This is a genomic window from Spirosoma pulveris, assembly GCF_054781875.1.
Genome location: NZ_BAAGTO010000001.1, coordinates 1,478,614 through 1,492,695 on the forward strand (window position 1 = coordinate 1,478,614; position 14,082 = coordinate 1,492,695).

11 protein-coding genes are annotated in these 14,082 nt (G+C 49.4%); 6 read left to right on the forward strand and 5 right to left on the reverse strand.

The window, feature by feature from the left end; genetic code table 11:
- Window positions 1–209: 209 nt before the first annotated feature.
- The 6 genes from ACYVJM_RS06040 (at window position 210) to ACYVJM_RS06065 (ending at window position 8,783) form a co-directional block, all read left to right on the forward strand.
- On the forward strand, window positions 210–881 hold the full coding sequence (locus ACYVJM_RS06040) for a response regulator transcription factor (RefSeq protein WP_461147292.1): 672 nt from the start codon (window positions 210–212) through the stop codon (window positions 879–881).
- A 92-nt stretch (window positions 882–973) separates the two neighbouring features.
- Complete coding sequence (locus ACYVJM_RS06045) at window positions 974–2,329, forward strand: HAMP domain-containing sensor histidine kinase (RefSeq protein ID WP_461147293.1); 1,356 nt, start codon at window positions 974–976, stop codon at window positions 2,327–2,329.
- 363 nt (window positions 2,330–2,692) lie between these two features.
- Entirely contained in the window at window positions 2,693–2,983 is a 291-nt protein-coding gene (locus ACYVJM_RS06050; protein WP_461147294.1) for a hypothetical protein, read from the forward strand.
- A gap of 56 nt (window positions 2,984–3,039) precedes the next feature.
- Window positions 3,040–4,131, forward strand: coding sequence for an efflux RND transporter periplasmic adaptor subunit (locus ACYVJM_RS06055; RefSeq protein ID WP_461147295.1), 1,092 nt, complete (start codon window positions 3,040–3,042; stop codon window positions 4,129–4,131).
- Between the two features lie 25 nt (window positions 4,132–4,156).
- Window positions 4,157–7,360, forward strand: coding sequence for an efflux RND transporter permease subunit (locus tag ACYVJM_RS06060; RefSeq protein ID WP_461147296.1), 3,204 nt, complete (start codon window positions 4,157–4,159; stop codon window positions 7,358–7,360).
- Window positions 7,353–8,783, forward strand: coding sequence for a TolC family protein (locus tag ACYVJM_RS06065; protein WP_461147297.1), 1,431 nt, complete (start codon window positions 7,353–7,355; stop codon window positions 8,781–8,783). The genes ACYVJM_RS06060 and ACYVJM_RS06065 overlap by 8 nt, the downstream gene beginning before the upstream one ends.
- Before the next feature lie 76 nt (window positions 8,784–8,859).
- Here the strand turns inward: ACYVJM_RS06065 and ACYVJM_RS06070 are convergent, their stop codons facing one another.
- The 5 genes from ACYVJM_RS06070 to ACYVJM_RS06090 form a co-directional block, all read right to left on the reverse strand.
- Window positions 8,860–10,392 carry an MBOAT family O-acyltransferase gene (locus ACYVJM_RS06070; protein WP_461147298.1) on the reverse strand — a complete coding sequence of 511 codons (1,533 nt, stop codon included), beginning with the start codon at window positions 10,390–10,392 and terminating at the stop codon, window positions 8,860–8,862.
- A 48-nt stretch (window positions 10,393–10,440) separates the two neighbouring features.
- On the reverse strand, window positions 10,441–11,409 hold the full coding sequence (locus tag ACYVJM_RS06075) for a glycosyltransferase (protein WP_461147299.1): 969 nt from the start codon (window positions 11,407–11,409) through the stop codon (window positions 10,441–10,443).
- Window positions 11,410–11,505: 96 nt separating this feature from the next.
- Window positions 11,506–11,766, reverse strand: a complete 261-nt coding sequence (locus ACYVJM_RS06080; RefSeq protein WP_461147300.1) for a glycosyltransferase — start codon at window positions 11,764–11,766, stop codon at window positions 11,506–11,508.
- A gap of 126 nt (window positions 11,767–11,892) precedes the next feature.
- Window positions 11,893–12,627: a glycosyltransferase gene (locus ACYVJM_RS06085; RefSeq protein WP_461147301.1), complete on the reverse strand. Its 735-nt coding sequence runs from the start codon at window positions 12,625–12,627 to the stop codon at window positions 11,893–11,895.
- 7 nt (window positions 12,628–12,634) lie between these two features.
- The gene (locus ACYVJM_RS06090; RefSeq protein WP_461147302.1) at window positions 12,635–14,065 is read right to left on the reverse strand and encodes a DUF6056 family protein; all 1,431 of its coding nucleotides are present in this window, start codon (window positions 14,063–14,065) and stop codon (window positions 12,635–12,637) included.
- Between the last annotated feature and the right edge of the window lie 17 nt (window positions 14,066–14,082).

Consider the following 14,082-nt stretch of genomic DNA (forward strand, 5'->3'; position numbering starts at 1 on the left):
TTTACATCAACCAGATTGAACTGATACAGTTTAAAACTATCCCCTGGTTGACATGACAAAGGTGACGTACCCGAGTTAGGCAGGAGTTAGAACCAGATTAGAACAGCATTAGAAAATTCACACCCCGGCCAACCAGCCAACTAAAAGGGGGAAGTTCGAGTTGACTATATGTTACGAGTGCACCATACTACTCAACCAGAAACGTTAACATGAAAATCCTTTTAGTTGAAGACGAAGAGCGGTTAGCCTCTTTTATCCGAAAAGGTATTCTGGCCGAAGGCTATGAAGTCGAAGTGGCCCACGATGGCTGTACAGGCCTATCTTTATTTCGCCGGGATATTTATGATCTTATCATCCTGGATGTCAATCTGCCGCAAATGAATGGCTTCGATCTGTGTCGGCACATCCGGTCGGAGAACGAAGCTGTGCCTGTTTTGATGCTGACGGCGCTGGATAGCATGGCAGACAAATCGGATGGCTTCAATGCCGGAGCCGACGACTACCTGGCCAAGCCATTTGAATTTCAGGAATTACTGTTACGACTTCGAGCCTTGACACGCCGGATCGGCTCCCGGCCAAAGACCATCCTCAGGCTGGCCGACCTGGAATTGAATCTGGATACGAAAGCCGTAACACGGGCCGGAAAACGCATCGACCTGACCACCCGCGAATACGCACTGGTCGAGTACATGATGCTCAACAAAGGAAAAATCATTTCGCGGGTCGACATTGGCGAACGGGTTTGGAGTCTCAACTTCGACAATAACAGCAACGTTATCGACGTGTATATCAGCTACCTGCGTAAAAAGCTGGATAAAGGTTATTCGCCAAAATTGCTCCATACCATTGTCGGCATGGGATATGTACTCCGGGAAGATTAGTTAATAATTGGTCAGTCGTTAATGGTTACTATTCCGGAACGCACTACTACCCATTACGAATCACCAACAACCATTAACCCGCCACCAACGCTGTGCTTATTCGAAACCGCCTGACCATAATTTTTACGTTGCTGGCTACAGCCATCCAGCTTACGCTGTCGTTGCTAGTCCTGTATTTTTATTCGTTGTATCGGCAGGAAGAGTTTTACAGTCGACTGGAGTCAAAAGCCCGCGTGGCCGGACGGGTGCTGATTTCCCGTCGGCATTTACACGACGACTTTTTCAAGAATATGGTGCGTACCGACCTCCTCACAATTGTAGAGGAGCAGATCAGTATTTACGATAGTCGTCACAATCTGGTCTTCACCAACCGAACCCTGAAAGAATCGGATTATTACAAAGAGAAAATACCCCTGCTGGCAACCGACCCGCTTTCTGAGTTTAGAAGTGGGCATATCGAATCCATCGCTATACCCTACCAGGACCGTGGACAACTGTTTTATATTTTTGCCTCTGGCTATGACCGTATTGGCCTGGCAAAGTTGGGTACATTGCAAAAAATAATGCTGCTGGCCAATCTGCTGGGCTTTACGTTGATCGTGCTGGCTGGCTGGTATTTCTCCGGGCGCGTACTGAATCCCATTTCCCAGATCGTAGACGAAGTGGAGCAGATTACCGCCACCCAGTTGTACAAGCGGGTAAATGAAGGAAATCGTCAGGATGAGATCGCTCAGCTCGCCATGACCTTTAACCAGATGCTCTTTCGGCTGGAAGATGCCTTTGTCTCCCAACGCAGTTTTGTAGCCCATGCTTCACACGAATTGCGTACCCCCCTTACGAACACGCTGGGCACGCTGGAAACGTCCCTTCGCTACGACCACAACCCGGCCGACTGGCGCGACAGTATGGAAGTCGCTATTCAAGAACTGAAAAAAGTGATTGCCCTGACGAATGGCCTACTTGGTCTGGCTAAAGTTACCGATGGAACCATTGCCTTAACGCCCGTTCAGGTGGACGACTGCCTGCTCACGGCTATTGGACAGGTACAGACAAAATATCCCGGTCGGGGTTTGCCACTTCAATTCATGACGGGCGACGAAGCTTCGTTCACCGTGAAAGGAAGCATTACCCTGCTAACGACGGCTTTTTTGAACGTGCTGGATAATGCCTGTAAGTACTCCAGCGAAGACGTTTCGGTACAGCTAAAAGCAAAGCAGGATCAGATCATTGTAATCGTTGCCGACCAGGGGCGCGGCATTTCGGCCACCGATGCTGCTCACATTTTTGATCCGCTTTACCGGGGGGAAAATGTAGAAGGTGTGCCGGGTTATGGTATTGGTCTGGCCGTAACCCAAAAGATCATCGACTTACACCAAGGCATTCTCGATATTAACTCCATAGTGAACCAGGGAACCACTGTTACGATCACCTTACCGATTCAGGAATAAATTGTATTAATTACTTTACACAATTGGTAGGTTTCCTCTAACCCCATTTTGTGAATCCTAAAACTTAACGATACAAAACACCCATAATGAGCCTACAAAATAGTGAGAACAACTATATTTTAATGACTTTTAAATTTGGCATTTTAAGATATAAAATAGTATCTTTTTAATAACACATACATATTTTAATTCATATACACATACAAATAACCACATAACATACTAATAGACAACAACTTACAAATACAACTGACATTCAGCATTAATAAGCTTTTGGACAATTTTAATGCATTCTAATTTCCTTCTCACACCGTTTTAATGTTACGGGGCTTGATTTGTATTGAAGTACAAAGGATACAAGTTATGCAACGCCGAAATTTTCCCTCGATTTTGCTCTATGGTTTTGGACTGGCCCTGGCTCTTTCGCTGGGATTCAATGGCTTTCTGCTGTATGAGCAAAGCCAACGGCTGGGCCTTTACGAATACGAATCAGGCTACACTGCTCGTCCGGTCGATCTCGTGGCCTGGCAACAGCAACTCTCCGACTGCAAACGAGCAAATGAGCAGAAAGACAGCCTGATTAGCCGTTTAGAGCAGGTGCCTGCTCCACCGCCGGGGCAAGCAGCCATTGTTAGCCCCATGTCTTCGCGATAGCATCAACCAGACCCTCAAAATTTTCAAAAATAGGTTCGTGTAAAAATAAAATTAGTATGAAAAGAAATCCCATTCTCATGAGCTTGTTCGCCGTATTGTCCTTTCTAGGCACTATAGGCTGTTCATCAAATGCAGAAGAAAAGAAAGAAGAGGAAGTCAAATTCCTTGTTACAAGTCCTTTACAGAAAGATACACTGGCTACCAAAGATTACGTGTGTCAGGTTCATGCCATCCAGCACATTGAGGTGAGGGCGTTGGAGAAGGGCTATCTGCAAAAGATTTTTGTAGACGAAGGTCAGTACGTAAAACAAGGGCAGCTTATGTTCCAGATCATGCCCGTGGTCTATAATGCCGAGCTACAGAAATCGCAGGCGGAAGCCAATTACGTAGGCATCGAATTTCAGAACACCAAGCGCCTGGCCGACAGCAACATCGTATCGAAAAACGAGCTTGCGCTGGCCAAAGCCAAATTTGATAAAGCGAACGCCGACGTGACACTCGCGAAAACGCACTTGCAGTTCACCGAGATCCGTGCCCCGTTCAGCGGCATTATGGATCACTTTCAAGTACGGTTAGGTAGCCTTGTCGATGATGGTGATTTGCTGACAACGCTGTCTGACAACAGCAAAATGTGGGTGTATTTCAACGTACCGGAAGCCGAGTACCTCGATTATAAAACTCACCACGACGACAATATGAAGCATGTGAAGCTGGTGATGGCCAACAATGAATTATTCGACCATCCCGGCGAAGTGCAGACCATTGAAGCTGACTTCAACAACGAAACCGGTAACATCGCTTTCCGGGCTACCTTTCCTAATCCCAAAGGCCTCCTGCGTCATGGCGAAACGGGTAGCGTACGCATGACGGTGCCCCTGAAAAATGCCCTTATCATCCCGCAGAAAGCCACCTTTGAAGTACTGGAGAAAAAGTATGTGTATGTGGTAGATAAGAACAACACGATCCGGTCGAGGGAGATAAAGATAGCCGCCGAAATGCCGCACATTTTTGTCGTTCAGTCTGGTTTGAACAAAGGCGATAAGATTCTGCTGGAAGGCTTACGTCAGGTAAAGGAAAACGAGAAAATCCACTATAACTACGTGCAGCCTGCTTCTGTCATCTCGAATCTGAGTCTATACGCCGAGTAATCAACTAGTCTAAAACGGAGAAGACATGTTCAATAAATTCATACGTAGACCTGTATTCGCTATCGTGATCTCGATCATGATCGTGTTTATTGGTGTACTGGCTATCAAGAGCTTACCAATTTCTCAGTTTCCCGATATTGCCCCCACAACGGTAAACATATTCATTGCTTATCCCGGGGCCAGTGCCGACGTACTCGTTAAATCCACGCTGATTACGCTGGAACAGGCGATCAACGGTGTTCAGGACATGCGCTACATTGCAACTGATGCAACGAGTGCTGGTGAAGCTACCCTCCGGATTATTTTTGAGCCGGGTACCGACCCCAACGACGCCGTTATCAGGGTAAAAACCAGGGTGGACCAGGTTATGCCCCTCCTACCCGAACTGGTACAGCGCGAAGGGGTTATCATTACGCCTATTCAGCCTAGTATGCTGATGTACGTCAACCTCTACTCAAAAGAGAAGAGCATTGACGAAAAATTCCTGTTTAACTACGCTACCGTTAAAATGATCCCTGAAATCCAGCGGACCAGAGGGGTAGCGCGGGCGCAGATTCTGGGTAGCCGCCGGTACGCCATGCGTGTTTGGCTCAACCCCGAACGCATGCGGGCCTACAACATTTCGGTAGAAGAAGTGATGAAGGCGATTGGCGAGCAGAGTATTATCGGTCGGCCGGGCCGGATTGGTCAAAGCTCCGGTATAGCCGCCCAGTCGCTGGAATATGTACTTACCTACAAAGGCCGGTATAATAAACCGGAAGAGTACGAAGGGATTATTATCCGGGCCAATTCCGCCGGTGAAAGCATTCACCTGAAGGATATTGCCCGAGTGGAATTAGGCAGCGAATTCTTCGACATCTATTCCAATCTGGATGGCAACCCGTCGGCGGCTATCGTGTTGCGGCAAAACTACGGCAGTAACGCCAGCGATGTTATTGAAGAAGTGAAGAAAAAGCTGGAAGTGATGAAAACGTCCTTTCCTCCGGGCGTCGACTACAAAATCAGCTATGACGTATCTAACTTCCTGGATGCGTCGATCGAGCAGGTAATCGATACCCTGCGCGATGCGTTTATTCTGGTAGCGCTGGTCGTGTTCATATTCCTGGGCGACTGGCGGTCCACACTGATCCCGATCCTCGCGGTTCCGGTATCGCTGATTGGTGCATTCTTCGTGATTCAGGCGTTTGGACTATCCATTAACCTGATTACGCTCTTCGCTCTGGTACTGGCCATTGGTATTGTGGTCGATGATGCCATCGTGGTCGTGGAAGCGGTACACGCCAAGATGGAAGAAGAACCGCATTTAACCCCTTTCAGGGCTGTTCAGAAAGTGCTTGGAGAAATCAGTGGCGCCATTATCGCCATTACCCTTGTGATGGTATCGGTGTTCCTGCCCATTTCGTTTATGTCGGGTCCGGTGGGTACCTTCTATCGGCAGTTCTCCATTACTATGGCCAGTTCCATTGTGATTTCGGCACTGATCGCCCTAACGTTAACGCCTGTGTTGTGTGCCATGCTGTTGAAAAACCATCATGGTCACCCACCCAAGAAAAACCCGCTGACCCGCGCACTCGACAGTTTCAACCGGGGCTTTGATAAAATGACCGGGTGGTACGTTGGCTTGCTGAAATTAATTGTTAGCCGCCGTTTCGTTACGTTCGCCATTCTGGTGGGTTTCTGCGCAGGCATCGTATTCGTGAACAAGATTTTGCCTGCCGGCTTTATCCCGAACGAAGATCAGAGCACGATTTATGCTATTATTCAAACGCCACCGGGCTCAACGCTGGAAAAAACCAACGAAGTATCCCGACGGCTTCAGAAGATTTGCGAAGAAGTTCCGGGTATCGAATCCGTATCCTCGCTGGCCGGTTACGAGATCATGACTGAAGGCCGGGGTTCCAACGCCGGTACCTGTCTGATTAACCTGAAAAGCTGGGGAGATCGTGATAAGAACGTGAAAGAGATCATGGAGGAACTGGAAGAGAAATCGAGAAACCTCGGCGCAACAGTCGAATTCTTCGAACCACCGGCTATCCCAGGTTTCGGTACATCGGGTGGTTTCTCGATGCGTCTGCTCGACAAAACGACCGATACGGACTACAGCGAGTTCGACAAGATCAACAAGCAGTTCATGGAGAACCTGGGCAAGCGGAAAGAGCTTACGGGCTTGTTTACCTTCTTTGCCGCGAACTATCCGCAGTACGAACTGGAGATCGACAACAAACTGGCCATGCAAAAGGGCGTGTCCATCGGCAAAGCGATGGATAACCTCAACATCATGATTGGTAGTACGTACGAGCAAGGGTTTATCAAGTACAACCAGTTCTTTAAGGTGTATGTGCAGTCGGACCCCAGTTTCCGGCGGCTTCCTACCGACCTGCTGAAGTTGTTTGTCAAGAACGATGAAGGTGAGATGGTCCCTTACTCGGCCTTCATGCACCTGAAAAAAGGGCAGGGACCCAACGAAATCACCCGGTTCAACTTGTATAACTCGGCGGCTATTCAGGGGCTTCCGGCAAAGGGATACACCACTGCCGATGCCATCCAGGCCATCCGGGAAGTAGCCGCCAAGACACTGCCCAAAGGATACGACATCGCGTTTGAAGGTCTTTCGTACGATGAGTCGATCCGTGGTAATGAGGCTCTTTACGTGTTCCTGATCGTATTGTCTTTCGTATACTTTGTACTGGCCGCCCAGTACGAGAGCTTCATCATTCCGCTGGCTGTTGTGTTCTCGCTGCCGGTGGGGGTATTCGGATCATTCCTGGTACTGAAAATGATGGGCCTGGAAAACAACATCTATGCACAGATCGGACTCATCATGCTGATTGGTCTATTGGGTAAAAACGCCGTACTGATTGTGGAGTTTGCCGTTCAAAAGCGACAGCAGGGCGAAACAATCCTGAACGCAGCCATCGAAGGAGCCCGAGTTCGTTTCCGACCAATTCTGATGACCTCCTTCGCCTTCGTGGCCGGTTTGATACCGCTGATCATTGCAACGGGTGCGGGGGCTATTGGTAACCGGACCATTGGAGCGTCGGCTCTGGGGGGTATGTTATTCGGAACAATCTTTGGGGTCGTCATCATCCCCGGCTTGTATTACATATTTGGCAGTCTGGCCGATGGCCGCAAGATGATCAAAGATGAAGAGGCTGATTCGTTAACCGATAATCTGGTCCACCAATTAGACGAATTTCCTGTCACAGAAGAAAGCACGAACCATGTTTAAAAAATGCATTAAGATAGGGCTGGGTATTGCCTGCACGACGTTAGCTATAACGTCGTGCAAGACCCCGGCATTGGTTACACGAACCGAAAACAGAAACGTTCCGGTCAGTTTTAACACGGGGCAGGATACGCTCAATACAGGAAGAGCGAGCTGGCGGGAATTTTTCACCGACCCGAATCTGGCCGCCCTGATTGATACCGCCCTGCGGAATAACCAGGAACTGAATATCTCGGTACAGGAGATTCAGATCGCCCAAAACGAGATAAGAGCCAGAACCGGGGAATATCTGCCGTTTGTCGGTTTACAAGCCGGTGCCGGTATCGACAAAGTGGGACGCTACACCCGGTCGGGTGCGATCGAAGAGAGTACGGAAATTCGGCCCGGCCATAATTTCCCGAATCCCCTGCCCGATTTTCTGTTGTCGGCCAATGCTTCCTGGCAGGTAGATATCTGGAACAAGCTGCACAACGCCAAACGAGCCGCAGCAATCCGCTACTTATCGTCTATCGAAGGACGAAATTTTACCGTTACGAACCTGGTTTCGGAAATTGCCAACTCGTATTACGAATTGTTGGGACTCGACAGCCAGTTGGATATCGTCAAGCGAAACATCGATATTCAGACCAATGCCCTGTCCATCGTACGGCTGGAGAAAGAATCGGCCAAGGTTACGGAACTGGCGGTACGTCGATTTGAAGCGCAGGTGCTCCGCACCCAAAGTCTTCAGTACGATATTCAGCAGCGGATCACGGAAACAGAGAACCATATAAATTTTCTAATAGGCCGGTTCCCGCAGCCCGTTCAGCGGACTACGCAGGGCTTCAATACATTAATCCCCGAAGCCATGCACGCGGGTATACCTACGCAGCTACTGCAAAACCGGCCGGACATTCGGCGGGCCGAGCGGGAGCTGGAAGCAGCCAAGCTGGATGTTCAGGTGGCCAGAGCCAACTTCCTTCCTTCGCTGGACCTTTCGGCAGCCGTGGGTTTCAATTCCTACAAGCCCACGCTGTTGTTAACGCCCGAATCGTTTCTGTATTCGCTGGTTGGCGGTTTCGTCCGGCCACTGGTGAACCGAAACTCCATTAAAGCCATGTATTACAGTGCCAACGCCAGGCAGATACAGGCTGTGTACAATTACGAACGGACCATTCTGAACGCCTACATCGAAGTAGCCAACCAGATATCCAATATTAACAACCTGCAAAAGAGCTATGATTTGAAAGCAAAGCAGGTAGATGCGTTAATTCAATCGACCAATATCTCAAATACGCTCTTTAAATCAGCACGGGCCGATTATATGGAAGTATTGCTGACCCAACGCGATGCACTGGAATCCACATTCGATCTGGTTGAAACTAAAGTACAACAACTGAATGCTATGGTCAACACGTACCGGGCATTGGGTGGCGGCTGGAAGTAAAATCCTTAAACGGGAAGGGGGGGTCTAAACGCCATATCGTCAAGATATGGCGTTTAGACCCCCCCTTCCCGTTTACTTAGAACTGAAAATAGATAAACTGATTGGAGGAAAACACCCCAAAGAGATAAGTTACGAACGAGATCAGGCCAAACAGCACCGCAAAACGGATCGTGTTGCGCGTTGGGATGGTAAGGTAAAACTGCTCTTTCAGCAAGAGGAATATGATCAGAAAAAAGCAGAACCACATCTCCACCGAATTGAGCGGACTATTGATGGTATCCGCCAGCGATGCCGTTGGTATCCGCTTTAGGATGAGGAAGGCGTCGGCCAGGCTGCGTGCCCGGAAAAACACCCACGTCAACATGATCAGCGTAAATGTTATCAGCACATTGACAACTACCCGCACGGGCGACTTGCGGCTCTCCTTATCCTGTACCGGCGAGGTAACCAGACTTGGCGGGGTGCTCGAAAAGCCCATCCTGGACAGTGCCTTATCCCGCAGGACAGCCAGTATCTGGTAAAAGCCGTTCAGACCGCCCCAAATGACATAGGTCCAGTTAGGGCCATGCCAGAGACCACTAGCCAGAAAGACGATGAGCATGTTGAGGTACTGCCGCAACTCTCCTTTTCGGTTGCCACCCAGCGGAATGTATAGATAATCGCGAAACCAGGTCGAAAGCGAGATATGCCACCGACGCCAGAACTCGGAGACCGACTGGGCAACATATGGCGTCCGAAAGTTTTCCATCAGGGTAAATCCCATCACCCGGGCAGCCCCAATGGCCACATCAGAATAACCCGAAAAGTCGCAGTAAATCTGGAAGGTGTAAAAGAAAGTGGCAATCAGTAGTGTCAGGCCGTTTTGCTGCGCCGGATCGGCATAGGCATGGTCGACGAGCATGGCGAGCCGATCGGCAATAACGAGTTTCTTGAAAAGCCCGAAGGCCATCTGCATCAGGCCCGCTTTTACCTTCTCGACATCGTATTTGAAGTAATCATGAAACTGCCAAAGCACATTCTGCGGTCGTTCAATGGGCCCTGCCACCAACTGCGGGTAAAACATGACATACAACGCGTAGATGCCAAAGTGTTTCTCGGCTTTTTGATTGCCCCGGTACACTTCAATGGTGTAACTCATGGCCTGGAAGGTGTGAAACGACAGCCCGATGGGCAAAATGCTCATGTTGTCTTTGTACGACGAAATTCCGCTCTGCCCAAACACATGCAGCACTTTCACAAACACCCGGTTTACCAGTTCCGTTATCGATTCGGCAACGCCGGGCATGCTCAACTTCTCAAACAGCAAGGAAATATTTTCAGTAAAAAAGCCGAGGTATTTAAAGAAAGCCAGAATACCCAGGTTCGAAATGAGTGATAGAATCAGCAGCCATCGCCGGGACTTACCACTTGATTTCTCAATCCAGATCCCCGCTACGTAATCAATCACAATGGTGAGAAAGAGAATCAGAATGTAAGCGGGCTGGAAGACCATGTAGAAGTAGCAACTGGCTACCAGCAACAAGATCCATCGCCCCTGCCACTTCAAACTAAAGTAACTGAGGGTAACTACCGTAAAAAAAAGTAAAAATTGTAGTGAATTAAAAAGCATCGGTTAGTGAGTAAGTCGGCAAGATGATACATCATCTTGCCGACTCCATTAATATACCTTCTCGACCTTTTCGACAAAATCCTGAAACTGACGCGCCGGGATAAACTGGGGCTGCGTTCGGTAAGACAGAACAATGAAGACCAGCAACAGCGAGATCAGGAAGGCCTGTAAGATAACGATCAGGAAAGAGAACACTAAATAATTGGCCCAGCCCGGCACGGCTGTATCGGTAAACAACCGTAGGGCAACCACCATACCGATACCGGATACCGATACGACGACCATGATAACGCAAAACAACGCCAGGCGTACGGCGGTGGTATCCATAAGTACCGAAACAGCACTCAGACCATGCAGCACCAGCGAAACGAAGTTCATCTTGGATTCGCCCGCCAGCCGACGTCCCCTTTCCAGAGGCACAGCGGTATAAGGTAACCGGGAGCGGATAACGCCACCGGGGTAGTTGTTCCAGATTTCCGAAACATGGGTCAGCTTACGCAACTGCCGGGCGGGCACAAGACTGAAATTCCCAAACGTAATGACTTTGCCGGTAAGCAATTGAAATACCCGTTTATACACTTCGTAGAATAAGCGAAAGACGAAGCTTTCGTGCCGTTTGGCCCGGTGTGCAAAGACAATCCGGTCCGGACTGCTCACGCCGGTTTTTATCAGCTCCGGAATATCTTCGGGCCGGTCTTCACCGTCAGAATCCATCACGATTGTCGGGTACTGCTCGGGTAAGGAGGCCAGATACGAAAGGCCAAGGGCTATGGCTTTCTGATGGCCGACATTCCGGAATAACCGCAGAATCGACAGCGACTGTCCAATACCGGCTGGTAAGGTTTCGAAGTTTGTCGACGAGCAATCGTCAACAATGAGAAAGTCCAACCGGCGAACCAGCGTGGCCTCATTTACCGCCTGAATACGCTCTAATAAAAGTCCGAGTGCCTGCCAGTCATTAAAGAGCGGAATGACGACATTGATGCGGTCGGGATAGCTGGCTAGCGTTTTATCCAATGGTATCGGGGTTCACAACAATAATTAATGATTTACAAAAAGGGACTATTGGGGATTTATGGCCGCCTAGTTTGACGAGTACCGAACAGACAACGGTTAACGCTGCTTCTCCCGAATTATGTCCCTGACCACATAAAATGGCCTTCCTTTTGATTGAAAAAAGTGGTACCGGCTATCAGTCAGGGCAAGCTGTTGCATCAAAACAGCCGTATTATCGCGGCTCCCGCCATCAATCGATACCACTTTGATTGCATGGGGAGAAGTATCCATTATGGCATTCAGCCGTTTTATAAGACGCGGAAACGATTCGGTTTCGTTGTATAATGGAGCAATAATAGAAATCTGCGGATTCAACAAAACAAATAAAGCTGGAACAGTGTCAAACTGGGCAAAAGTAAACTTTTCGCACGAAAAACCTGCTAAAGTCTATCTTACAGCCTACCAGTGACATGGTCAAATTGACTGCATAGCCTTCGAACCGGATTAGGTTCGATACGTCTGGTAGATTCGGAATAGTTCGTACCACATCTTGAAAACATAGCCCGAACTAATTCGAGAGTCGCTTTGCTCAACCCATTGGCGCAGCGGGTACTCGGCTACGTGCGCCAGCACCTTGGGGCGGCCATGTTTCCGGATCAGCCGGGCCAGCAGCTCGACATCAAAGAGCCAGGGACTGATAAACGACTCGTCAAACAATCCGGCCACGGTAGCGCGCCGGAATAATTTGGCTCCGCATTGCGAGTCGTACACGGGTAACCTGAGAATATTACTGATGATTGTAGCAATAACGCGGCCAACGTAATGCCGAAACGGGTCTCGCCGGATGTCCACACCCAGAAATTTTATCCGCGACCCCATCACCATATCCAGCGCCGGGTTGGCATCCAACACGGCGGCCAGGTCGGTAATAGCGGTTAAGGGTGTGGCCAGATCAGCATCCAGGAAGCCCAGATAATCGAACGAACGGGTGGCACAATGCAGCATTCCAGCCCGCACAGCCCCTGCTTTCCCCTGATTCTGGGGGAGAATCAACGCATCAATACAGTCAGGATACCGGACTTTCATCGCTGTCAGTACAGCTTTAGTAGCATCTGTACTCCCATCGTCGACAAAGCAAAAATTCACATTTTCTGTCTGCTGCACATACGAAAGAAACGCATCGACAGGAAGTCGGGTGGCTTCGTTATAACAGGGGACAATAATACAGACAGAGGACATAAAGCCTTTAGCGATTGGCAGTTAGAGTGGAGTCGAGGACAAGTACCTTATGACCATAATAGCCCGATTGGCAGCGATTCCACCAATGCGTACGGTCTGGCTTTACGTCCTCCACAAATAAACTGGGCGGGTATACACTGATGGGGCGGAGCCGAACCGTATCGGCCGAGATCATCAATTGCTGATGCCGATCGGTCATTTCGCGGTCGTAAGTAGCCGCCCGTCCACTCAGCCAATCGGCATACAACTGGTTAACGGCATTGCTGGCTACTACGCTGCCAATTAGCCAGATACCCGTTAAAAGCCACACGGGTGCGGGCCATTTTTGAGCGATCGTGAGGCTGCGCCCCCGCCGGTCGAGCCAGCCTACCCACACCGTCGCGACATAAAACCAGCCTAGTACAAAGAATACGAACAGGATATTCATCGTTCGGGCGTAAGGAGCAATGCCCAGCCCGTAGTAAGACGGGAAAATCATAGCCGCCAGCAAGCCCAGATATACGACTGTTAGCAATCCTGCCGGGATCATAAATAAATCGCGAACCGGACTTCCCTGCCGGGTGGCCCTCCGGGCAAACGGGATAAACAGAATTGTAAACGGAAGAATGGGCGTTTTCAGTAGCCAGAACGCGATGGAACGGCCCAGCCAGATAAATGACCGGGCAATAGATACGAACAGCTCACCGGCTTTAGCTTCATTGCTTCCCATGCGGATGGCATTGCCCGGTGCCTGAAACAACAACCAGGCCGACACGAAGGATACCAGTACAAGCCACATCATGAGTGAATCAAGCTTACGCAGAAATACCAGCCGATAGCCCGTAATGGCCAACAACAGCAAAATCAGCAATACCAGGCTTGTTTCGCCGGAGCCAACAATGGCAAATACTAAAAAACTGGTCCATACAAGGGTGAGCCATTTTATGGGACCATCCGACAGTCGGTTGTACCTGATCAGAACAGCGACTAAATAAATCGTCAGGATGGTAGGAACCGTATAAGTAGCGATCGCGGCTGTCCAGAAAAATGCCTCGACCGGGCTCTGAAGGGCCAAAACGACTAAAAAGAAGAGAATACCTGTGGCAGTGAGTTTATTTATAAGCGATTCGGGGCGAAGCAATTCACTGACCAATGTGTAAATGGCCCCGGCTAAAGCCGTCGCCATCAAGGCCGGAATAAACCGGTATCCATCATACCAGCCCCAGACAAGCGGACTGCCGTGAACCAGCATATTGGAAAAATAACGCCCTGTCCACCCGTTATAATAGAACTTCTGTGCCTGCCAGAAACCGTATTTTAGTGCCGTATCAGCAAAACAGTAATCATCGGCGGCCGAGGGATGGTTGTGGAACGAGAGTAACACCAACGGCAGGTAAGCCACCAGAAATAAGAGAATAACGATTACGGTCGCCAACCGGTCAATAAGCGGATGTTTCATGTAGTAGTATTCATAGG

What these genes read in the sequence shown, in the direction of transcription:
- ACYVJM_RS06040 (WP_461147292.1), top strand. Translation starts at nt 210, where the DNA reads ATGAAAATCCTTTTAGTTGAAGACGAAGAGCGGTTAGCCTCTTTTATC.
- ACYVJM_RS06050 (WP_461147294.1), top strand. Translation starts at nt 2,693, where the DNA reads ATGCAACGCCGAAATTTTCCCTCGATTTTGCTCTATGGTTTTGGACTG.
- ACYVJM_RS06055 (WP_461147295.1), top strand. Translation starts at nt 3,040, where the DNA reads ATGAAAAGAAATCCCATTCTCATGAGCTTGTTCGCCGTATTGTCCTTT.
- ACYVJM_RS06060 (WP_461147296.1), top strand. Translation starts at nt 4,157, where the DNA reads ATGTTCAATAAATTCATACGTAGACCTGTATTCGCTATCGTGATCTCG.
- ACYVJM_RS06065 (WP_461147297.1), top strand. Translation starts at nt 7,353, where the DNA reads ATGTTTAAAAAATGCATTAAGATAGGGCTGGGTATTGCCTGCACGACG.
- ACYVJM_RS06070 (WP_461147298.1), bottom strand. Translation starts at nt 10,392, where the DNA reads ATGCTTTTTAATTCACTACAATTTTTACTTTTTTTTACGGTAGTTACC.
- ACYVJM_RS06085 (WP_461147301.1), bottom strand. Translation starts at nt 12,627, where the DNA reads ATGTCCTCTGTCTGTATTATTGTCCCCTGTTATAACGAAGCCACCCGA.
- ACYVJM_RS06090 (WP_461147302.1), bottom strand. Translation starts at nt 14,065, where the DNA reads ATGAAACATCCGCTTATTGACCGGTTGGCGACCGTAATCGTTATTCTC.